Source organism: Mesorhizobium sp. M1C.F.Ca.ET.210.01.1.1 (assembly GCF_004791585.1).
GTDB lineage: Bacteria > Pseudomonadota > Alphaproteobacteria > Rhizobiales > Rhizobiaceae > Mesorhizobium.
In genome coordinates this window covers 14,311-35,069 of the sequence record NZ_SRUU01000040.1, presented here as the reverse complement: position 1 = coordinate 35,069, position 20,759 = coordinate 14,311, and the positions used below count along the sequence as shown (strand labels likewise).

At 63.8% G+C, this 20,759-nt stretch carries 19 protein-coding genes; 12 read left to right on the top strand and 7 right to left on the bottom strand.

What is annotated here, in order from left to right; all coding sequences use genetic code 11:
- From nadC to EN853_RS29520, 6 genes are all read left to right on the top strand, one after another.
- Entirely contained in the window at positions 1 to 849 is an 849-nt protein-coding gene (nadC, locus tag EN853_RS29545) for a carboxylating nicotinate-nucleotide diphosphorylase (protein ID WP_127862553.1), read from the top strand.
- A 142-nt stretch (positions 850 to 991) separates the two neighbouring features.
- Positions 992 to 1,990, top strand: coding sequence for a biotin synthase BioB (bioB, locus tag EN853_RS29540; protein ID WP_127862554.1), 999 nt, complete (start codon positions 992 to 994; stop codon positions 1,988 to 1,990).
- A complete protein-coding gene (locus tag EN853_RS29535) occupies positions 1,987 to 3,141 on the top strand; it encodes an 8-amino-7-oxononanoate synthase (RefSeq protein WP_127862555.1) in 1,155 nt (384 codons plus the stop codon). Before bioB ends, EN853_RS29535 begins: the two co-directional genes overlap by 4 nt.
- Entirely contained in the window at positions 3,138 to 3,776 is a 639-nt protein-coding gene (gene bioD, locus EN853_RS29530) for a dethiobiotin synthase (RefSeq protein ID WP_127862556.1), read from the top strand. The genes EN853_RS29535 and bioD overlap by 4 nt, the downstream gene beginning before the upstream one ends.
- Entirely contained in the window at positions 3,773 to 5,038 is a 1,266-nt protein-coding gene (locus tag EN853_RS29525; RefSeq protein WP_127862557.1) for an adenosylmethionine--8-amino-7-oxononanoate transaminase, read from the top strand. The genes bioD and EN853_RS29525 overlap by 4 nt, the downstream gene beginning before the upstream one ends.
- Positions 5,035 to 6,018 carry a beta-ketoacyl-ACP synthase III gene (locus tag EN853_RS29520; protein ID WP_127862558.1) on the top strand — a complete coding sequence of 328 codons (984 nt, stop codon included), beginning with the start codon at positions 5,035 to 5,037 and terminating at the stop codon, positions 6,016 to 6,018. Before EN853_RS29525 ends, EN853_RS29520 begins: the two co-directional genes overlap by 4 nt.
- Positions 6,019 to 6,462: 444 nt before the next feature.
- Here the strand turns inward: EN853_RS29520 and EN853_RS29515 are convergent, their stop codons facing one another.
- The 4 genes from EN853_RS29515 to EN853_RS29500 all read right to left on the bottom strand — a co-directional run bounded on the left by EN853_RS29515 (position 6,463) and on the right by EN853_RS29500 (position 10,919).
- The gene (locus EN853_RS29515) at positions 6,463 to 7,371 is read right to left on the bottom strand and encodes a formylglycine-generating enzyme family protein (protein WP_127862581.1); all 909 of its coding nucleotides are present in this window, start codon (positions 7,369 to 7,371) and stop codon (positions 6,463 to 6,465) included.
- 356 nt (positions 7,372 to 7,727) lie between these two features.
- On the bottom strand, positions 7,728 to 9,233 hold the full coding sequence (locus EN853_RS29510; RefSeq protein WP_127862559.1) for an arylsulfatase: 1,506 nt from the start codon (positions 9,231 to 9,233) through the stop codon (positions 7,728 to 7,730).
- 508 nt (positions 9,234 to 9,741) lie between these two features.
- Positions 9,742 to 9,930 (bottom strand): hypothetical protein, encoded by a 189-nt coding sequence (locus EN853_RS29505; protein WP_127862560.1) that lies wholly within the window; start codon positions 9,928 to 9,930, stop codon positions 9,742 to 9,744.
- A 203-nt stretch (positions 9,931 to 10,133) separates the two neighbouring features.
- Positions 10,134 to 10,919, bottom strand: coding sequence for a hypothetical protein (locus EN853_RS29500; RefSeq protein WP_127862561.1), 786 nt, complete (start codon positions 10,917 to 10,919; stop codon positions 10,134 to 10,136).
- Positions 10,920 to 11,148: 229 nt separating this feature from the next.
- Here EN853_RS29500 and EN853_RS29495 point away from each other — a divergent pair, with 229 nt between their 5' ends.
- From EN853_RS29495 to EN853_RS29485, 3 genes are all read left to right on the top strand, one after another.
- Positions 11,149 to 12,123 carry a helix-turn-helix domain-containing protein gene (locus EN853_RS29495; RefSeq protein ID WP_127862562.1) on the top strand — a complete coding sequence of 325 codons (975 nt, stop codon included), beginning with the start codon at positions 11,149 to 11,151 and terminating at the stop codon, positions 12,121 to 12,123.
- Between the two features lie 303 nt (positions 12,124 to 12,426).
- Positions 12,427 to 12,696, top strand: a complete 270-nt coding sequence (locus EN853_RS29490; protein ID WP_127862582.1) for a hypothetical protein — start codon at positions 12,427 to 12,429, stop codon at positions 12,694 to 12,696.
- Between the two features lie 22 nt (positions 12,697 to 12,718).
- On the top strand, positions 12,719 to 14,800 hold the full coding sequence (locus EN853_RS29485; RefSeq protein ID WP_167524649.1) for a mechanosensitive ion channel family protein: 2,082 nt from the start codon (positions 12,719 to 12,721) through the stop codon (positions 14,798 to 14,800).
- Positions 14,801 to 14,940: 140 nt separating this feature from the next.
- Here EN853_RS29485 and EN853_RS29480 read toward each other — a convergent pair whose 3' ends face one another.
- The 3 genes from EN853_RS29480 to EN853_RS29470 all read right to left on the bottom strand — a co-directional run bounded on the left by EN853_RS29480 (position 14,941) and on the right by EN853_RS29470 (position 17,205).
- The gene (locus tag EN853_RS29480; protein ID WP_127862563.1) at positions 14,941 to 16,185 is read right to left on the bottom strand and encodes an MFS transporter; all 1,245 of its coding nucleotides are present in this window, start codon (positions 16,183 to 16,185) and stop codon (positions 14,941 to 14,943) included.
- On the bottom strand, positions 16,182 to 16,310 hold the full coding sequence (locus tag EN853_RS35160) for a hypothetical protein (RefSeq protein ID WP_281039876.1): 129 nt from the start codon (positions 16,308 to 16,310) through the stop codon (positions 16,182 to 16,184). The genes EN853_RS29480 and EN853_RS35160 overlap by 4 nt, the downstream gene beginning before the upstream one ends.
- A gap of 217 nt (positions 16,311 to 16,527) precedes the next feature.
- Complete coding sequence (locus tag EN853_RS29470) at positions 16,528 to 17,205, bottom strand: GntR family transcriptional regulator (protein ID WP_127862564.1); 678 nt, start codon at positions 17,203 to 17,205, stop codon at positions 16,528 to 16,530.
- Positions 17,206 to 17,332: 127 nt separating this feature from the next.
- On the opposite strand from EN853_RS29470, the gene EN853_RS29465 reads away from it, so the two are divergent.
- Genes EN853_RS29465 through EN853_RS29455 form a run of 3 tightly spaced genes read left to right on the top strand, consistent with a single transcriptional unit; the run spans position 17,333 to position 20,752 of the window.
- The gene (locus tag EN853_RS29465) at positions 17,333 to 17,920 is read left to right on the top strand and encodes an amino acid synthesis family protein (protein ID WP_127862565.1); all 588 of its coding nucleotides are present in this window, start codon (positions 17,333 to 17,335) and stop codon (positions 17,918 to 17,920) included.
- Complete coding sequence (locus EN853_RS29460) at positions 17,913 to 19,718, top strand: alpha/beta fold hydrolase (RefSeq protein ID WP_127862566.1); 1,806 nt, start codon at positions 17,913 to 17,915, stop codon at positions 19,716 to 19,718. Before EN853_RS29465 ends, EN853_RS29460 begins: the two co-directional genes overlap by 8 nt.
- The gene (locus tag EN853_RS29455; RefSeq protein WP_127862567.1) at positions 19,715 to 20,752 is read left to right on the top strand and encodes an LLM class flavin-dependent oxidoreductase; all 1,038 of its coding nucleotides are present in this window, start codon (positions 19,715 to 19,717) and stop codon (positions 20,750 to 20,752) included. Before EN853_RS29460 ends, EN853_RS29455 begins: the two co-directional genes overlap by 4 nt.
- Positions 20,753 to 20,759: the final 7 nt, after the last annotated feature.

Below are 20,759 nucleotides of genomic sequence, written 5' to 3'. Positions count from 1 at the left end.
ATGACGCTGACGCCGCTGCCGCGCGTGATGGTGGAGCCGCTCGTGCGCGCCGCCCTGCTCGAGGATCTTGGACGCGCCGGCGATCTCACCACCGACGCGATCGTTCCCGCTGACGCCACCGCGACGATGGTGCTCGCGACAAGGCAGCCGGGCGTGATCGCCGGCATCGATGTCGCCACCCTCGCCTTCGAGCTGATCGACCCCAGGGTCGACGTCGCAATCATCCATCCGGATGGTGCCGCCATCCCGGCCGGCGATGTGATCGCGACGGTGCGCGGACCCGCCCGTGCGCTGTTGACGGCCGAACGGACGGCCCTCAACTTGCTCTGCCATCTGAGCGGCATCGCCACGCAGACCGCGGCGGTGGTCGATGCCGTGCGGGACCATAAGGCCAAGATCGTATGCACGCGCAAGACGACCCCTGGCCTGCGTGCGCTGGAGAAATATGCCGTGCGTGCCGGCGGCGGCGCCAATCACCGCTTCGGCCTCGACGACGCCGTGCTGATCAAGGACAATCACATCGCGATCGCCGGCGATGTTCGCACCGCCATCGAGCGGGCACGCACCCGTGCCGGCCACATGGTGAAGATCGAGGTCGAGGTCGATACGCTCGAGCAACTCGACATCGCCCTTGCGGCCGGGGCCGACGCGGTCCTGCTCGACAACATGTCCGTCGAGCAGCTGAGCCAGGCGGTGGCGATGGTCGGCGGCCGCGCCATCACCGAGGCATCCGGCCGGGTGACCGCACAGGCGGCGCGCGCGATCGCGGCAACCGGCGTCGACCTGATTTCCGTCGGATGGATCACGCATAGCGCGCCGATCCTTGATATTGGGCTGGATTGCCGGTAGCGAAGCGTGTCTTTGATCAACGCGCGTGACCTTTGAACAGAAACCGGCGCTCATGAGCCGGCAATAAATGTCCAGTTTGGCCAATAGAAGCTCCGTTCACCGGAATTCGGTCGCGAATGAACATCCAAACGATGGAGATGGCATGAACGTCGAACTACAGTTGAATGCCGCCTTGGGCTCGACTCGAGGAGCGTCCAGCCAGTGGAGCCGGGAAGCGGCACAGGCAGTCCACGATCTGCCGTTCAACGACCTGCTCTTCCGGGCCCAGACGATCCACCGCGAGAATTTCGATCCCAACCGGGTGCAGCTTTCGCGCCTGCTGTCAATCAAGACGGGCGGCTGCCCCGAGGATTGCGGCTATTGCAGCCAGTCCTCGCATCATCAATCGGGCCTCAAGGCCTCGAAGCTGATGGAGGTGCAACGCGTCATCGCCGAAGCCCGGAAGGCGCGCGACGCAGGCGCCACGCGCTACTGCATGGGGGCCGCCTGGCGCAGCCCCAAGGAACGCGACATGGACGCCGTGGTGGCCATGGTCGAGGGCGTGAAGGCGCTCGGCATGGAAACCTGCATGACGCTCGGCATGCTCGACCTCGGCCAGGCACTGCGGCTCAAGCAGGCCGGCCTCGACTACTACAACCACAACATCGACACCTCCGAGCGCTACTATAGCGAGGTTATCTCGACCCGGACCTTCGCAGACCGGCTGGACACGCTTGCCAACGTCCGCGACAGCGGCATCAAGGTCTGCTGCGGCGGCATTGTCGGCATGGGCGAGGAGAAGGCAGACCGCATCGACATGCTGGTCACGCTCGCCAACTTGCCGGAGCCGCCCGACAGCGTGCCGATCAACATGCTGATCCCCATCGAGGGCACGCCGCTCGGCGAGGCCGAGCCCATCGAGCCGATCGAATTCGTGCGCACGATCGCGCTTGCCCGCATCATGATGCCGAAATCGCATGTGCGACTCTCCGCCGGCCGCACGGCCATGAGCGACGAGATGCAGGCGCTGTGCTTCTTCGCCGGCGCCAACTCCATCTTCGTCGGCGACACCTTGCTGACCGCAGAGAACCCCGGAGAGGACAAGGACAGCGCATTGTTCCGCCGGCTGGGCATCAAGCCGATGGAGCGCGACGCCCAGTGAACCGGCGGGCGAACGGCCGAGCGCTGCTCGACCGCTATGAGGCCAGCTTGCGCGGGCTGGCTCGCAAGGACCGGTTACGGAGCCTTAGCGCCCGCGCGGGCGCCGACTTCGCCTCCAACGACTATCTCGGCCTCGCGCGCTCAAGCCGCCTGGCTGAAGCGGTTGCGGCTGCGCTAGCCGCCGGCACCCCCGTCGGGGCGACCGGCTCACGGCTGCTGCGCGGCAATGACCCGCAACACGAGGCGCTCGAAGCCAAGGCAGCCGGCTTCTTCGGCACGGAGCGCGCCCTTTTCTTCGGCGGTGGCTATGTCGCCAATTTCGCGGTGCTCACGACCTTGCCCCAGAAGGGTGACCTGGTGGTGCTGGACGAACTCATCCATGCCAGCGCCCATGAGGGGGCGCGGGCCGGTCGCGCCGATGTGGCGGAAGCCGCGCACAACGATGCGAGTGCCGTGGACGATGCAATCCGGACCTGGCGCGCGCGAGGCGGCGCCGGCCGACCCTGGATCGTGGTCGAGAGCCTCTACAGCATGGATGGCGACCGGGCGCCGCTCGGCGAGCTGATCGCGGTCGCGGACCGCCACGATGCATTCCTGTTTGTCGACGAGGCGCACGCCACGGGCGTCTACGGCGCGGACGGGCGCGGGCTCGCGCACGACTTCGAAGGCCGCGACAACGTCGTGGTGCTGCACACTTGCGGCAAGGCGCTGGGCGCGTCCGGCGCGCTGGTCACCGCTCCCGCGGTGCTGTGCGACTATCTCGTCAACCGCTGCCGTCCCTTCATCTACGCCACCGCGCCCTCGCCGCTGATGGCGGTGGCAGCGGCGGCGGCCCTCGACATCGTCGCCCAGGAGCCTGATCGTCGCGAGCGTTTGGCCCAGTTGGTCACGCTTGCGGGCAAGAGGACCGAGGAGCTCGGCTTGCCTGCGAGCGGTTCGCAGATCCTGCCGATCATCGTCGGCGACAACGCGCGCGCCATGGCGCTGGCCGAGGCTTTGCAGTCACGCGGCTTCGACGTGCGCGGCATCCGCCCCCCAACTGTGCCGGAGGGCACGGCGAGGCTGCGCATTTCGTTGACGTTGAATGTCGGCGCGGCCGACGTTTCGGCGCTGTTCGATGCTCTTGCCGAGGAACTGGAGCGCTGGCAATGACGGCACGGATCGTCGTGACCGGCACCGACACCGGTGTCGGCAAGACTGTTTTTTCGGCTGGCCTCGCGGGCCTGCTCGACGGCTTCTATTGGAAGCCGGTTCAATCGGGTCTCGACGAGGAGACTGACAGCGAAGTCGTTGCCCGTCTCTCCGGCTTGCCCGCCGGGCGCGTCGTGCCGGAAGTGTATCGTCTGAAGATGCCTCTATCGCCACATCGGTCGGCCGAAATTGACGGCGTTGCCATCGAGGCGGCAAAACTCTCGCTTCCAGAGTTGCCGGGCCCGCTCATCATCGAAGGTGCCGGCGGGCTGATGGTGCCGCTCAATCGGCAGACGAGGTTCATCGATATTTTCCGGGAATGGCAGTTGCCGGTCATTCTTTGCGCGCGCACGGCGCTCGGTACCATCAACCACACCCTGCTTTCGCTCGAGGCTCTGCGTGCCCGCTCCATGCCGCTGCTCGGTATCGCATTCATCGGCGACGAGATGGCCGATACGCAAAAGACGATCGCCGAGATGGGCAAGGTGCGCATTCTCGGTCGCCTGCCGCGGGTCGACCCGCTGACGCCGGCGGCGCTCTTCGCGGCCATGCGGGCTTCGTTCAACGCGACCGACTTCACGGAGGGCCGGTCATGAGTGGCTCCGCGGTCTGGCATCCCTTCACCCAGCATGCCACCGAGCCGATGCCGCCGACGATCGCGCGCACTGAAGGCGCCTATGTCGAGACACGCGAGGGCAAGCGCATACTCGATGCGATCTCCTCCTGGTGGGTGATCACCCACGGCCACCGCCACCCGAAAATCATGGCGGCGATCCGGGAGGCGAGCGAGGCGCTCGACCAGGTGATCTTCGCCGGCCTCAGCCACGAGCCAGCTGAGCAATTGGCATCGGCGCTGATCGACATGACGCCGGCCGGCCTCGACTGGGTCTTCTTTTCCGATAGCGGCTCGACCAGCGTCGAGGTGGCACTGAAAATGGCGCTCGGCTTTCATCGCAACAACGGCGCGCCGCGCTCGCGCATCGTCGTCATGGAGCACGGCTATCACGGCGACACCATCGGCACGATGAGCGTCGGCGCGCGCGGCGTCTTCAATGCCGCATACGAGCCGCTGCTGTTTGAGGTCGACACCATCCCATTTCCCGCCGCGGGCCGGGAGCAGGAAACGCTCGACGCCTTCGAACGGCTGGCGCGCGACCGCGGTGTTGCCGCGCTGATCGTCGAGCCGCTGGTGCTCGGCGCCGGAGGCATGCTCATGTATCCGGCTTCAGTTCTCGCCGAACTCAAGCGCATTGCCGAGCGCACCGAAACGCTTTTCATCGCCGACGAGGTCATGACCGGCTGGGGCCGCACCGGGTCCATCTTCGCCTGTGAGCAGGCAGCGATCGCGCCCGACATTTTGTGCACCTCCAAGGGACTGACAGGCGGCTCATTGCCGCTTGCGGCGACACTTGCCACCGATGCGATCTTTCGTGCGCATTACTCAAAGGACCGAGCCAGGACCTTTTTCCATTCGAGCTCCTACACGGCGAACCCGATCGCCTGCGCGGCGGCACTTGCGAATGTCGGCATCTGGAACGACGAGCCTGTGGCGGAGCGCGTTGTCGCGTTGTCGCGGATGCAGGCGGAGAAGATTGCGCGGTTCAAGGGTGACGCGCGTTTCGAGAATGTGCGCACGACCGGCACCATTGCCGCGCTCGATCTCAGCGTCGGCAATGCAGGCTATCTCGCTGAGGTCGGCCCAAGGCTGCGCGCCTTCTTCCTCGAACGAGGATTGCTGGTGCGGCCTCTCGGCAACGTCATCTACCTGCTGCCGCCCTACTGCGTGACTTCGGATGAGCTCGACCGCCTCTACGCGGCAATAGACGAGGCGGCCGAGCTTGCAGGCGACAGGAGATGAACCGCACCGCGCGCATCATTGGCCTTGGCCATCACGTGCCGGCGCGCCGGGTCGCCAATGCCGAGATCGAGACGAGCCTCGGGCTGGACGCAGGCTGGATCGAGGGGCGCACCGGCATCTGCTCGCGTTTCTGGGCTGAGCCCGGCGACACGCTTTCGGGTCTGGCGGCCAAGGCGGGCGCCATGGCTCTGGAGGCAGCCGGGATCGATCGCAAGGAGATCGGTCTGCTTTTGCTGGCGACTTCGACGCCTGACCACCTGCTGCCGCCGAGCGCGCCGCTAGTGGCGCACAGGCTCGGCCTCGAAAAGGCCGGCGGGGTCGACCTGGCGGGCGCGTGCGCGGGATTCATATATGCCTTGACCTTCGCCGACGGCTTCGTTCGCCTGCACAACAAGCCGGCCATCGTCATCGCCGCCAACATTTTGAGCCGCCGGATCAACCCGGCCGAGCGGGCGAGCGCCGTACTGTTCGCCGATGCCGGGGGCGCCGTGGTGCTCGCCCCCTCAAGCGATCCCGGCCACGGCATCCTCGGCTCCTCTTTTGCCGCGGACGGCTCCGCCTACGACCTGATCCACATCCCGGCGGGTGGCAGCAACCGTCCGTTCTCCGACGAAATCGACGCCGCAGAAACCCGCATGACGATCGCGAACGGCCGTGACGTCTTCGCCAAGGCCGTGGAGATGATGAGCCGCTGTTCCCTCGAGGCGCTGGCCTCGGCCGGCCTTTCGGCGCCGGACGTCGCGCGCTTCGTGCCGCACCAGGCAAATGCCCGCATCTTCAACGCCGTCGGCAAGTCGCTCGGCATCGAGGATAAGCGGATCGTCAAGACCATCGCCGACTACGGCAACTCGTCGGCCGCGACGATACCTCTGTCATTGTCGGTTGCTCATAGCGCTAATCCCATTCGAGCGGGCGAGAAATTGCTGCTCGCAGCGGCCGGCGCCGGCTTGACGGGCGGGGCGCTGGTGGTTGGCGTTTAGCTGGCGTGATATTCAGGAACCGAACCAAGCCATAGAAATATTTTGTTGGTCGCCATTACCGCTGCGCAATCCTCAACTACCTGAAAATAAAACCAGATTTCGTCTACTTGGATTCCGCCTCTGGCAGCATCCCCTCTTCGGCACGGAAGTCGTGCTTCAGCGAATTTCATCGCGGTTCGGCAAACTTCGTCCAACGGGCCGAGGCCTTGGTATCTTCGGCGGTATCCGCGGGCCTGAAACAGGGCCGGTATCGTTCCGCTAGAGCGGTTCAGAGTTTCACGGAAACGCCGAATCGCTTATCTCTTTGTTTTTACGCAATTCCGGACGGAAAACCGTTCCACACTTTTCCTGGAATTGCTCTAACCTGCCCGCGCATTTGCCCGGACCCGCGGTCTCGGACTTTCTCCGCGCAATGGCACTTGCCGAGCGCAGGTGCAGCCTTCATCAGGCTGGGCGCGTGATGCAGCGGAAGCCGAGGTGACAGGTCGATGTGTCCACCGACTGCGCCATGCGAGCGGCCGGGCGGTAGCGCCGGCAGTAGCTGGGGGCGCATAGGAAGGACCCGCCCTTGGTGACCTTGCGCGGAATCCTGATGTCGGGCGTCAGCGGGTCGACGCTCGCCTCGCGCTCGCCGCCGCGGGGATTGTCCATCGTGCAACAGGGGCTCTCGATCCGGCGATGCTCCTGATACCAGTCGACAGTCCACTGCCAGACATTGCCGGCCATGTCATAGAGTCCATAGCCGTTTGCCGGGAACGAGCCGACCGGCGCGGTCCATTCGTAGCCGTCCTCGCAATCGTTGCGGAACGGGAACTCGCCTTGGTAGGTATTGGCCATATGCTGGCCTCCCGGGGTCAGTTCGTCGCCCCATACGAATTCGGCGCCGTCCAGCCCGCCGCGCGCGGCGAACTCCCACTCGGCCTCGGTTGGCAGCGCCTTCCCGGCCCAGCTCGCATAGGCTTCCGCATCCTCGTAGGCGATGTGCACGACAGGATGGTCCTTGAGTTTCGCGGTCGAGCTAGCCGGTCCCCGGGGATGGCGCCAGTTTGCGCCGGCAACGTATATCCACCAGGCGTAGTGGTTATGGGTGCCGACCGGCGCAGGCGGCGGTTTGAACATGGCCGAGGAAGGCACGAGCATCTCCGGCTTTGCGCCGGGATAGTCGACTGCGTTCGCCGGCTTCTGCGCCAGCGTCACATATCCGGTTTCGGCGACGAAGCGCTCGAACTGGCGATTGGTCACGGTGCAGCGGTCCATCCAGAAGCCGTCGACGCGAGCGCGATGCGCTGGGGCTTCTTCAGGATAGTGCCGGTCCGAGCCCATCAGGAACTCGCCACCGGGAATCCAGACCATATCGGGGTGCGGAGCCTCGCCCCCAGGCCCGCGCTGTCGATCGGGTGAGGCAAGCCGCTTCGCCGTATGCTGGTTCATTGCGCGTGTCATCCTGTCATTTGACGAAGCCGCAAATTCGGTTCCAGTCGTTCTTCATGTCGACGACCGTCCAGCCTTTGTTGAGACTGGAACCGCTCGTGAATGCGCAACTGGAGCCGGTTCCCAGTCGTGTTGATTGTCGTAGCCCTCAGTCCCCCGGGCTGAGCAGCGTTGACGGATCGGCCGCCATCGGTGGCGAGGCCGCACTGCTTTCATGAGCAGTTGCGGCGGCGCCGTCAAAGGGTGACCTCGCTTGGACGAAAGATTTCATCCGCCTTTCAGTCCCCCGCAGCGAACATTTCTTGCGGGCTCGGTGTCACCAGAGGTGTGAAGTACGTCAACCGCACCGCTTCTTTCAGCAACAGCGGAGGCTGCATCTGGCTCGCAAGCTCGGTAATTCTTGCCTGCAACTCCTTGACCTTGTCAGGGTCCTTGTCAGCCAGATTGGTGGCTTCCGATTTGTCCTTGGCCAGATCAAAAAGCTCGATCTTTTGCGGCAACGTTGCTGACCATACGAGTTTCCAATCGCCCTCACGTACCGCGCCGGACATCGGATCAACGTTGTAGACGATCTCCGTGCGCGGCGAAGGTTTTCCATCGCTGATGGCCGGCCACATATCCATGCCGTCCAGCGGCTTGTTCTTGTCGAGCTTGGCACCAGCCAGCCCAGCCAGCGTTGGCAACATGTCGACGACGTGCATAAGGCCGTTGAAGACACCAGGCTTGATCTTGCCGGGCCAGTTCATGAAGGCAACCGAGCGAGTGCCTCCCTCATAGAGGGTACCTTTGCCGTCACGATAGGGACCATTGTTGGCGGGAAGTTTGCCTTCCACCTTCGAGTCACCCGTAAACATCGAGTTGATGACGCCGCCGTTGTCGCTCATGAATACGATAAGGGTGTTGTCGCGAATCCCCTTCTTCTCGAGGGCGGCCACGACATTTCCTACCCCGTCATCGATCACCGAGATCATGGCGGCATAGGTTCTCCGGTTCTCGTCGGCGATGTTCTTATAGTGGTCGAGATACTCCTTCGGAGCCTGGAAGGGCGTGTGGGGCGCGGTGAATGCGAGGTATAGAAAGAGTGGCTTTTTCTGATCGTGGGTGTTGATGACCCGGACAGCCTCCTGACCGAACAGGATGTTGTCGAAACCCTGCTCCTTGATCGGCTTGTTGTTCCTGTACCAGTCCGCGATACCATGCGAAGCATGTTTGAAATGGTCGATCTCGCCGACTGTGGCCCCATAGAATGAATCGAATCCACGTTGTTTCGGCCAGTAATCCGTCTTGGCATGGCCAAGGTGCCATTTGCCACTCATCGCCGTTTGATAACCGGCGTCCTTGAGGACTTGCGGAAGAAGGGTTTCGTCAAGCGGAAGGCCATAGGTCCCCGCAGCAGGGACGACGCCAACTTGCATACCATAGCGTAGCGGATAGCGGCCGGTCATGAGGGCGCAACGCGTTGGCGTACACATCGGCTGCACGTAATATTCTTCGAGCTTCGCCCCCTCCGCGGCGAGCTTGTCGATGTTGGGTGTCTTGATGTCTGAGCCATGGTAACCGACGTCTTTCCACCCCTGATCGTCCGTAACGATGAAGACAATGTTAGGCCGCGAAGGCTGAGCTGCCGCAGCCTGAACGCTGGCAAGGCCAGCGAGCGCCCCCGAAAGGCCAACGGGCGCGGCAAATCGTGTAAGGGCTGCGGCCGTGCCGGCCATCAATGCGTCGCGCCGCGTGATTTTGTTGGTGGTACCGGCTTCGGCCGGGAAGTCACGATCGTTGCTCATGTTGTGCCCCTGCTCTGCTAATTCATACCGTCCTACTCAAAACAATGGCGCGTCTAGCGTTCTGGCGCGGATCATTTCCTTGGAACCCAAGGGGCAGCGAACGTTCTCGACATCGACATCGGCCGCCGGCTTGCCGCGATATCTCTTGGATTCCGAAAAAAGCGTGTCAGCACCGCCATGGCTTCTCCAGGAAGCCGCCGGCTCCACAAGGCACGATCGCCGCCGGGCGCTCGATGCCCCTGTGCGCATGCCTCCAAATGGTCCTGCCTGGTCATGCTCCCCGTTCGCCGTACATCGGCGATATTCCTGCGCTATTTGGTCTCGCGCAATTCGAGCTTAAGCTATACCTAATACAACCCTCCTGCTATCCACTTTGCGCAAAGGATGTATTTTTTGGCCTCTGGTCTGCGTCGCTTCGCATGGCGACGTGTCGTTAGAGCCTGCCAATGCGGCCTTGGAGGTATGCCCGGCCACGGCCGACGATAAGAGCAGCTTTTTATGTGGTAGCTCAGGCGCTCTTCCCCGAACGCACGATCTCGCTTGCTTGCCCGCCTTGGCCCACCGTTAGCGCCTTGCCAATCCACTCCAAATGCGAGGTATGGCAGGACATCGAAAACAGCACGGGGACCAGAATTACGATCTTCCACGGCTGGATATCCAATTCGTCGAACTTGACGAAAAACACCACCGAGAACATGGCACTGGCCTGGATGAAGTTGGGCGGCGCCAGAAATTGGAACAGGTGAGCTGCTACGGCTCTGCGAGACAGGACTGCCCTGCGCCGTAGCGCCATCGCCGACCGGTAACCGACGTGCACAGCAAGTCAGTACGTCAATTCAGCCATAGAAACGGAAGCAGCCCAGCACTAAGCACAGGCGCCGAGCATCTCAGGTCAATCCCCTATCGGGCGGCCGAGAATTGATAGGTGAAACCCAGCATAGGACCCTGCTGAGTGAGTTTGTTCACGAAGCCGTCGTGGCTATAGTTGTCGTGCACGGCCCGATAGCCGACGAACATCGACATCTTGTCGTTGAACTGATAGCCGGCGCCGCCCATCACATCCCACATGGATTTGGAACCTGCGCCGAAACCACCGACAAGGCCCCAGCCCGCCAGGTAGATCCGATTACCGAGATCGGCCTTGAATTTGGCGCCGATCACTGGATCCACCCATGTATCGCCGTCACTCGCTGACGTGCCGTCCAGCAGACCGCCATGGAAGTCGAAACGGTTGTCGACCGACCAGAGGCGGGCGCCGGCCACAAGATCGAAATTCGCTCCATCCTGATAGTAAACACTGTAACCACCGAGCGCCGTCCCCATGAACGTGCTCACCGTCGCATCAATATTGGACGCGAGGATTCCCTTCGGGGTGCCTATGTTGGCGTCGAGCTCGGCGTACACTATGTCCGTGCTGATCGTGAACGGCCCGTTGCGAGCTTCCGCGAGCCCCATAAACCCGAATTTGAGGTGGTTCAGCACGTCACTGAAGCTCACATCGACATCCTGAGGCGGGAATCCGAAGAGGCCGCTTTCGCCCTTGATGCCCGACGCCCATAGATATGGGGCGACAGTAAAGGTCCAACCTTCATCCTGCGGCTTGGTGAAATCCGCTGCGAAGGCATTGGCCCAACCAAGTACCAACACGCCTGTCGTTGCCAAGGCGGCCAAACGAAACTTCTTCATCATCGTCCCCACTTGTCGTCTTTGCAGCCCCGACTGCACAGAACTGAGACTCGGCCTCGATACTGGATGAACCCTCACCCAGCGCGCTCTGTCAATCTGGGCGCACGCGATACCCCCACTAAGCCGTTCGTCGGCGGTATTTGCGCGCCAATTGACCTCGCGCAATTTGCGCTTAAGCTATACCTAATATAACCGTCCTGCTATCCACTTTGCGCAAAGGACGCCTTGCTTGACCACGTGGCCTTCATCGCCTTCGTACAGGGATGTGCTACTTGGCCCTGACGACCTTACCAGCGCCGCCTCTGGTCTGCCCGTGACGGTCGACAGGCTTTCCGCAGGCTGGCTCCCCTCGCGCATCCGGCAAATCCAGTCCCCCGGCAAGTGGGCGCTCGACCTGCCAGAATTCAATTGCGCCTTCCGCGCCAGAGGCGGTTTCGATCCAGGCTCGGTGGCGTTGGTGGCTATCGAGCGGGCCTGCGGGTCGACAATATGCGGCATTCCGCTCGAAGACGACTTGGTCCTGGCAATCCCTGCCGGCACGAGCGTGACGGCGACCGTCCGGCCCGGTCTCACTTACGCAGTCGCCATTGTTCCGACCGCGACCTGGATGGAAATCCAGTCGATTGCCGCGGGCATGGTTCTCGAACATATCAACGATCGCCCCGCGGCAGTTCGGCTCGCCGCCGACGAAGCGCAAAGAATAAGAAGCCAGATGAAGTCGATGGCAGACCACCTCGGGACAGCTGCATGCGATCCAATTCTGCTTGAGCAGCCTCCAGGTGCATTCGTGGAATATCTGGGGCTGTTGGCTGACGCGTTTGCGGGCACAGATAGTCGTGGGACCGGGACAGCAGGTTCCGCGAGTCGGCATTTTAGACAAGCGTCGGCGGCCGAGGATTTCATCCGCTCGCATATCCGGGAAGACATACCCATTGTTCGACTGTGCAAGGAAATCGGTGCCAGCCGCCGGCAGTTGGAGTACGCCTTTCGCACCACATTCGCTGCGACCCCGCTAGAGTTCATCAGAGCGCTCCGCCTCAACGAAGCCAGACGACTCCTTACCACTGCACGTGCAAACGGCTTGAGCGTTACAACGATTGCTATGGATGTGGGGGTAAATCATCTGGGCCGCTTCGCGACGAACTATCGCCTGTTCTTCGGCGAGTCTCCGAAGGAAACACTTCAGCGTGCCGGGAGATCATGACCAGGGCGTAACGCATGCCGAGATTTGCGCCGCGTTATCGTTGCAAGCAGTTTCGATGAAATTTGCGCAATCCGGATAGAAGTAGCGCCTTATAATTAGTATATTCTAAAATGCTAACAAAAACCGCCCCTGGCATGCGGGGATCAGTGAGTGGGCGAGGCCCGATCTCGGGTTTGGCACAGGCTTGCGTCGGGCGCGTGGTCATATCGGCCGCGAAACTGAGTGGTGAGCTTTTGGGAGGATGCAAAAATGATAAGACCTAACTTGAGACTGACCGGCGCTACCGGGATCGTCGTCGGCTTGATGTTTGCGGGCGTCATCGACGCCATTGTACCGTTCGCCCCCGTCATCGGCGACGCGCAGGCGAAAGTTGGCCGTCCGCTCACGCCCGGCAGTGTCGCAGGGGTCGCGAGGCGTACGACACGCCGCACGATCCGCCGTTCGACTATTTACGTTGCCAGGCTCCCCGCGGGGTGTGTGAAGAGCTCAATTAACGGCGTTGTGCTGTGGCACTGCGGCAGCACCTATTATCAGCCCTATGGCGGACGCTACGTGGTTGTGCACGTGCATTGAGTGGAAGTAGCCGGAGCGCTCGATGAGCAACGCACTGCCCACTCGAATTGGCATTGTGCTGTCGGCTGTCGTTGCGATTTTCCTTTGGGTGCTGCCTGGGACCTCCTGGGCCCAGCAACCTCCCGTCGGCGTGCCGCCCGAAAAGGCACGGCAGTTCCTCGACCTGCTATCCGACCCGGAGGTGAAGGTATGGCTGGAAGGAAAGATACCGCCGGCCGCCGAGGAGCCGCCTGCCGCATCGCTAGCCGACACGATCTCGAGCTGGGAGGCAGCCGTCCACGCACGTTTCGGCGCGCTCGCCGGCGCCATTCCCCGCATCCCGCAGGAGCTCGCTAACGCCGCCGGCGCCATCTCGCGCGACGTGAATTCAGGCAGGCCCGGCCTGGTGATCCTGATCCTGTCGGTTCTGATTGCCGTCGGCTCCGGCGCCGAGTTGCTGGTCCACCGTGCTTTGGCGCGGGACGGTTCCGACGGAACAGTCGACCCTGGACAGGCGGCTCTGTCCGAGGTCGCGGCCTTGCTGACGTTTGCCTTGGCCGGCATCGGTTCGTTCCTTGCCTTCGAATGGCCGCCTTTGCTGCGCCGCATCGTGCTGACCTTGTTGCTCGCCTTCATCGCCCTGCGTGTCGTCCGCGCAATCGTCAGATTGCTGTTTGGACTTGCCGGCGCGGGAAACAGACCGTCGGCTGGGACGCCGACGGCAATCCCCGTCGCAGCTGAGATCGCACAGCGGTTCTGGCTTCGGCGCGTGAGCCTCATCGCCGGCTTTCTGCTGTTCGGCTGGGCCCTGGTCAGCCTCATGCCCAGCATCGGTTTCTCCATCGACGTGGCGCGGGTGGCTGCCCTGTTTTGCGGCCTGGGCATGTTGGCCATCGGCATCGAGATCGTCTGGCGACGGCCGGCCAGGACAGCATCCGCTGCCAGGCAATCGCTGCTGACGCTTTATCTGATCGCGCTTTGGCTGGCCTGGGTGGCAGGACTGCTCGGCGTGCTGTGGCTCGGCCTCTATGCGTTGCTGTTGCCGGCGGCGGTGAGTGGGGTTGGCAACGTCGCACAGGCTATCGCCGGCAGAGCGCAGCGCAGCGGTGCCCTCGGCACCATGCTGAACGTGATCATCGTCAGGGGTGCCAGGGCAGCGGTGATCGGCGCTGCGGTCGCCTGGCTCGCCTATCTCTGGCGCATCAGGGCCGCAGCCCTTGCCGGCAGTGAAGCCGGCGCGATCGTGATTTCAGGCCTGCTCAACAGCATCATCGTCCTCCTGGTTGCGGATCTGCTTTGGCAGCTGGCGAAAGCGTTGATCGCTTATCGGATGGAGCTTGCGCCAAAGGACGGGTCCGATGCCGACGACCTTGCCCGCAGCGACCGGCTGCGTACCCTGCTGCCGATATTCCGCAACGTGCTGGCTGTCTTCATCGCGGCCGTCAGCGTGCTGACGATCCTGTCCGGACTCGGCGTGCAGATCGCACCCCTGATCGCCGGCGCGGGCATTTTCGGCGTAGCCGTCGGTTTCGGTTCGCAGACACTGGTCAAGGACATCCTGAGCGGCGTTTTCTACATGGTCGACGATGCCTTCCGTGTCGGCGAGTATATCCAGAGCGGCAGCTATAAGGGCACTGTCGAATCGTTCAGCCTGCGGTCGGTCAGGCTGCGGCATCACCGCGGCCCGATCTTCACCGTGCCGTTCGGCGAGCTCGGCGCCGTCCAGAACATGAGCCGTGACTGGGTGATGGACAAGATGGCTCTCAGTATCACCTACGATTCTGACGTAGACCTTGCTCGCAGGCTCATCAAGAAGATCGGCCAGGAGCTGGCCGCGGATCCCGAGTTCGCAGCCGACACGATTGAGCCGCTGAAGATGCAAGGTGTCGACAGCTTCGGCGACTCCGGGATCGACCTCAGGATGAAGCTGATGACCAAGCCGGGAACTCAGTTCGGCATCAAGCGGCGAGCGTTCATGATGATCAAGAAGGCGTTCGACGAGAACGGCATCAAGATCGCCGTTCCCACCGTGCATGTGGAGGGCGGCGGCGACAACGCGGCCGCCGCGCAGCAACTCCTCAAGATGAAGCAGGCTGCCGAGCTGGCGGCAAACTCCGGCACCTGACTTCGGCTCGCTTCAACGTCAGGCCGAAAACCGCGCGGATGGTGCCGAGGATCGACTGGTTTTCCGACAGGCTGTTTTCGAGGCCCGGCATCCGATGCCCCGGCAGGCTGATGCGCGTCATGGTGATCGGCAGCGCCTCCCTAACGGAGACCGCCCGCCATTTTCACGCTCTCAGGCAAGTTTCGCAACCATAGCATGGCGGCCGCTCCGAGAAGCGGGCCTGGGACCAGCAACAGAAATGCCCAGCGCCAGCCACCGATGAAGTCGGCAAAGCGCGGCGTCAGCCAGATGGCGAGCACCGTCAGCGCGAAACCCAGCCCAAGCTGCAGCGACAGCGCGGTGCCGACGAAGCGGCGGTCGCCGAGTTCCGTAACGGCGGCGGAGAACTGCGCCGAATCGCCGATCACCGAAATGCCCCAGACGACGGCGACCAGCATGAAGAGCCAGAGCGGACCGGCAAACAGGAAACCCATCAGCAGCGCGCAGCTTCCCGAGACGATCATCATGCCGGCGGTCGTCGCGGTGCGGCCGATGCGGTCCGACAGATAGCCACCCATCAGGCAGCCGAGGATGCCCGAGGCGACGAAGAAGAAGGTCGAAAGCGAGGCGGCCGCGGCCGATCCGATCGCCTGCGCCTCGAAGGCCGCGCGCGTATAGGCAAGCAGCCAGGCCCACATGGCGTAGAGCTCCCACATATGGCCAAGGTAACCGAGATTGGCCAAGAGCAGCGGGCGCTCGCGAAACACCCGGCCGATGCGCGACGGCTCGAACACGGCCTTGCCGAAGGGATAGGGACCTTCCCTGGCGAAAAGCAGGAACAGCAGCGCGCCGATCGCCGTCGCCACGCTGGCGGCGGCAACCACCGGCCGCCAGTCGAACGAAGTCGAAACGGCGCGGAAGAGATGCGGCAGCGCCGAGCCGATCGTCAGCGCGCCGATGATCGCGCCAAGCGCCAGCCCCCTGTCGCGCGTGAACCAGGTGGCGACCAGCTTCAGCGCCGGCGGATAGACGCCGGCAAGCGCCATGCCGGTGACGATGCGCGCGGCGATGACGCCGCCCGGCCCGGGGTGGAGCAGCAGGCTTGCATTGGCAAGCGCGGCGGCCAGCGCCGCGGCTGCCATCAGGCGGCTGAGCCGCACCAGGTCTGGAAGGTTGACCAGGCTCGCCGCCAGCGCGCCTGTCACGAAGCCGACCTGAACGCCGTTGGTCAGCCAGGCCTCACCGCCGGGGCCGAGCGCAAGCTCCTGCTTCAATTCGGGCAGGATGGCGGTCGCCGAGAACCAGGTGGTCAGCGACAGAACGACCGCCAGGCAAAGCAGCGACAGCACGCGCCAGCGTTCGCCGTCGGCGGCCATGCCGGCCCGCTGGCCATCCACCGCGCTCATGCACCCTGCAACGGCACGGTGAACACCGTCGCGGTGCCGGTGAGACAAAGCTCGCCCTGGCCATTGCGCAGGCTGGTCTCGATCTTGCAGATCGGCTTGTCGGGGCGCACTTCCTTGACCTCCACCCGCCCCGTGATCTCCTCATCAACGCCAACCGCCTTGATCAGGACTTTTCGCAGGGGCCGCGAACCAGAGGCTTCTCTGCCTCTTTAGCCTCGATCAGCGCGACAATATCATCAATTTCCCAAAGCTTGTCAGTAACACCAGCGGCCATTGCCGACGTAACGCGCGGCTGACCCACTACCCGGTGGCGAGATCCGATTTTTTGGCAGTGTCGGATGGCTAGCGAGGGTCAAGGCGCAGTTTGTCCCGCGCGATCTTCCAGGCGGATTCGACGTGTCGCCGCGCCGCGGCTTCCGCTTCCTCCGGCCTGCGCGCCCGGATCGCGTCCATGATCGCGTTCATCTCGGCGATCGCCGGCTCACGACGGTTTGCCGAGGCGATCGTCATCGAACGCAGTTGGTTGATACGCACGTTCAGCCCGCTGACGATCTCCCAGGCGACGCGCTTGTCCGCGGCCTCGAACAGCGCTTCGTAGAACCCGGTCGTCGCCCGCATTACCGCCGGCGGCTTGCCGGACGCCCAGGCCGCGAACAGATTTTCAAGCGCCCCTTCAAGGACGGCCAGCTGCGCGTCGGTCGCCGATAGCGCGCAGGCGCGCGCCGCGATCCCCTCGAGCAAGGCCCGGAGCTCGTAGATTTCGTCGGTCCGGCCGAGATCCGGCTTGGCCACGGCCGGCCCATGTCCGGGGATCATCTGCACCAGACCTTCCGCCTCCAGTTGCCGCAAAACCTCGCGCACAACCGAACGGCTGACGCCGAGCTGGTCGCAAAGCGGCCGCTCGACCAGCCTTTCACCGGGCTGGAAATGGAAGTCCATGATGGCTTCGCGCATGCGCTCCAACGCCAATGTTCTCAATGTCTTGGCGCTGCGATCGATGCGAAGCGAATCGTCCTGCATGTGCTGCCTCCCTGGGTCCGCCACGAAAACAGATTCCATAGCGAGTTGACAAGGTACTCGGCGCTCCATAGTATGGTATACCATAAGACGACATAGGAATTCGCAGCGTCGCCCGACAGAGGATTTCATGCAGCCAGCCATTCGCAAGATCGTCACCTACACGGAGAACACGCTGATCGAAGGCGGCAAGGCGGCCCCCCGCCCGCTGCGCCTGATCGGCGTCGCCGCGGTGCTGACGAACCCTTGGGCGGGACGCGGCTTCACCGAGGACCTCTCGCCCGAAATCCGCGCCTGTGCGCCAGTGCTGGGAGAAATGCTGACGCGCGAGATCATCGCCGCCGCCGGTTCGGGCGAGGCGATCGAAGGCTACGGCAAGGCCGCCATATGCGGCACCTCGGGCGAGATCGAGCACGCCTCGGCGCTGATCCACACGCTGCATTTCGGCAACCATTATCGCCGCGCCGTCGGCGCCAAGACCTATCTCGCCTTCACCAATTTGCGTGGCGGGCCGAACACGCCGATCATGATCCCGCTGATGGACAAGAACGACGAGGGGCGGCGTTCGCATTACCTGACAGTGCATTTCCAGATCGGCGATGCGCCGGCGCCGGACGAACTGATCGTGGCGCTCGGCGCTTCGATCGGCGGACGACCGCATCACCGCATCGGCGACCGCTACCAGGACCTCAAGGAGCTCGGGGATCTGCATGGCTGACGCCGTCGCACCCGAGTGGATTGAAGGTGCCGCGCCCGACGGCACCAGCTTCGTCCGTGCCGGATCGGGCGCGCCTGTGCTGTTCATTCACGGCGTCGGCATGAACGCGGCGATCTGGCAGCCGCAGATCGAGCGCATGGCCGACCGCTTCGACGTCATCGCCATCGACATGCTCGGCCACGGCCGCTCGCCGCTGCCGCCGGAAGCTGCGGAACTCGCCGACTACGCCAGGCAGGCGATCCGGCTGCTCGACCATCTCGGCCTCGCCAAGGTGTCTGTCGTGGGCCATTCGATGGGGGCGCTGGTCGCGCAGGAACTCGCTCTGCAAGCTCCGGAGCGCGTCAGCCGCATCGTGTCGCTGAACGCCGTCTTCCGCCGGCCGCCCGAACTGGCCGAAGCCGTCCGCGAGCGCGCCGCCGCCCTCACCGGCCGCGGCGACGCGGCGGGCGCCGCGCAGACCATCGCGCGCTGGTTCGGCGATCCGGTTCCGGCCGGACTCATGGCAGCCGCCGCAAAGACAGCAGCCGCGTTGAGCAAGGTCGACCCCGAGGGCTACGCCCGCACCTATCGCCTGTTCGCCCGCGCCGATGGCGATCACGCCGATCGTCTGCAAACGCTGGCCATGCCCGCCCTGTTCATCACCGGCTCGGATGACAGGAATTCCTCGCCGGCAATGTCGGCCGCGATGGCACGGCTGGCGCCGCAGGGCCGCTGCACCGTGCTTGCAGGCGAGCGGCACATGATGGCGGTGGCGGCGCCCGATCTGACCACGCGCCACATCGCCGACTTCCTCGCGGAGGGCGAAACGGCCGGGCAGACCAATGGAGCGGCAGCGGACGCCGGGTTCGACAGCGGCGAGTTCCGCCGCGCGCTCGGCTCCTTCCTGACCGGCGTCACCATCGTCACCACGATCGGGCCGGAGGGCGAGCCGCGCGGCTTCACCGCCAACTCCTTCACCTCGGTGTCGCTCGATCCGCCGCTGGTGCTGGTGTGCATCGCCCACAAGGCGCTGGGACATCCGGTGTTCGCGACATCGAAGAGCTTCGCCATCAACGTGCTCAACGAGAGCCAGAAATCGGCCTCCGGCATCTTCGCCTCGAAGGCGCCGGACAAATTCGCCTCGGTCGACTGGCAGCCGGGACGAACCGGCAGCCCCATTCTGGATGGCTCGGTCGCCTGCTTCGACTGCGATATGGAGCGCCTGGTCGAGGCCGGCGATCATTCGATCCTCATCGGCCGCGTCCGCGACTTCCAGCACAATTCCGCGCAGCCGCTCGGCTATTGCCGCGGCGCCTACATCACGCCTGGCCTCAGCCAAGAGGCGCTGGCCGCCGCCCAGCCCGGCACCGATGTCGGCGCCATTCTCGAAAATGGCGGCCGCATCCTGTTCCTGGAAACGACGGACGGCTTCCTCGAATTGCCGCGCGGCCGGGGACTGGGCTCGGCAAGCGACGGCAACAGCCTCAACGGGCTTCTGGCCGCAAAGTCCATCGAGGCCCAGCTCGGCTTTCTTTTCGCCGTCTGGGACGATGCGGGCAACGCCTCGCGCACGCATGTCTATTATCGCGGCACCTTCGACGTGCCGGCCTCCAGCGATCGTGGCATCCGCCTCATCGACATCGACGCGATCGACGGGTTGAAGATTGCCGATCCGGCGATCCGTTCGATGCTGGCGCGCTATGTGCGCGAATGCACTGAGGATGCGTTCGGCGTCTATGTCGGCAACGAGGTCGAAGGCGAAGTGAGGCCGCTGGCCCGCTCCGATGCCGCTTCGCTCAACACAGGTGACCAGGGATGAAGTTCTCGCTCTTCGTGCATATGGAACGCTTCGACCTCGCCAAGCCGCATTCGGAGCTGCTGAGCGAGCTGGAAGAGCTGGTCCTCCTGGCGGAAGAGGCAGGCTTCGAGACCGCCTGGATCGGCGAGCATCACGGGATGGAATTCACCATCTCGCCCAATCCGTTCATCAACATCGCCTATTTGGCGGCCAAGACCAGCCGCATTCGTCTCGGCACCGGAACCGTGATCGCGCCCTTCTGGCACCCGATCAAGCTTGCCGGCGAGGCGGCGATGGCCGACGTCATCACCGGCGGCAGGCTGGACATCGGCATAGCGCGTGGCGCCTACAGTTATGAATACCAGCGCGTCTTTCCCGGGCTCGACGCCTGGGGGGCCGGCCAGCGCATGCGCGAGATCATCCCGGCAATCCGCGGCCTCTGGGACGGCGATTTCGAGTTCTCCGGCGAATTCTGGCAGTTCCCTTCCACCACCTCCTCGCCGAAGCCGTTGCAGAAGCCGTACCCGCCGATCTGGGTGGCGGCGCGCGACCCGAACTCGCACGACTTTGCCGTCGCCAACAGATGCAAGGTGCAGGTGACGCCGCTGGCGTCCGGCGACGAAGAAGTGGCAAGCCTGATGCAGCGCTTCAACACCGCCTGCGCCGCCCATCCGGATGTTGCACGACCGGAGATCATGCTCTTGATGCACACCTTCGTGGCCGAAGACACGGGCGATACGAACCGCCTCTGCCAAGACCTGTCGAGCTTCTATTGCCAGTTCGGCGCCTGGTTCCAGAACAAGAAGCCGGTGCATCAAGGCATATTGGAACCGCTGACCGCCGACGAGATCGCGGCCATGCCGCAATATGCGCCGGACAATATGCGTCAGAACCTGGTGATCGGCGAAGCGGACGAAGTGATCGCGCGGCTGAAAGCCTATGAGGCGCTCGGCTACGATCAGTATTCGATCTGGATCGACAGCGGCCTTTCGCACGAGCGCAAGAAGAAATCGCTGCAACTGTTCATCGACCGGGTGATGCCGGCCTTCCTCTGATCGCGAG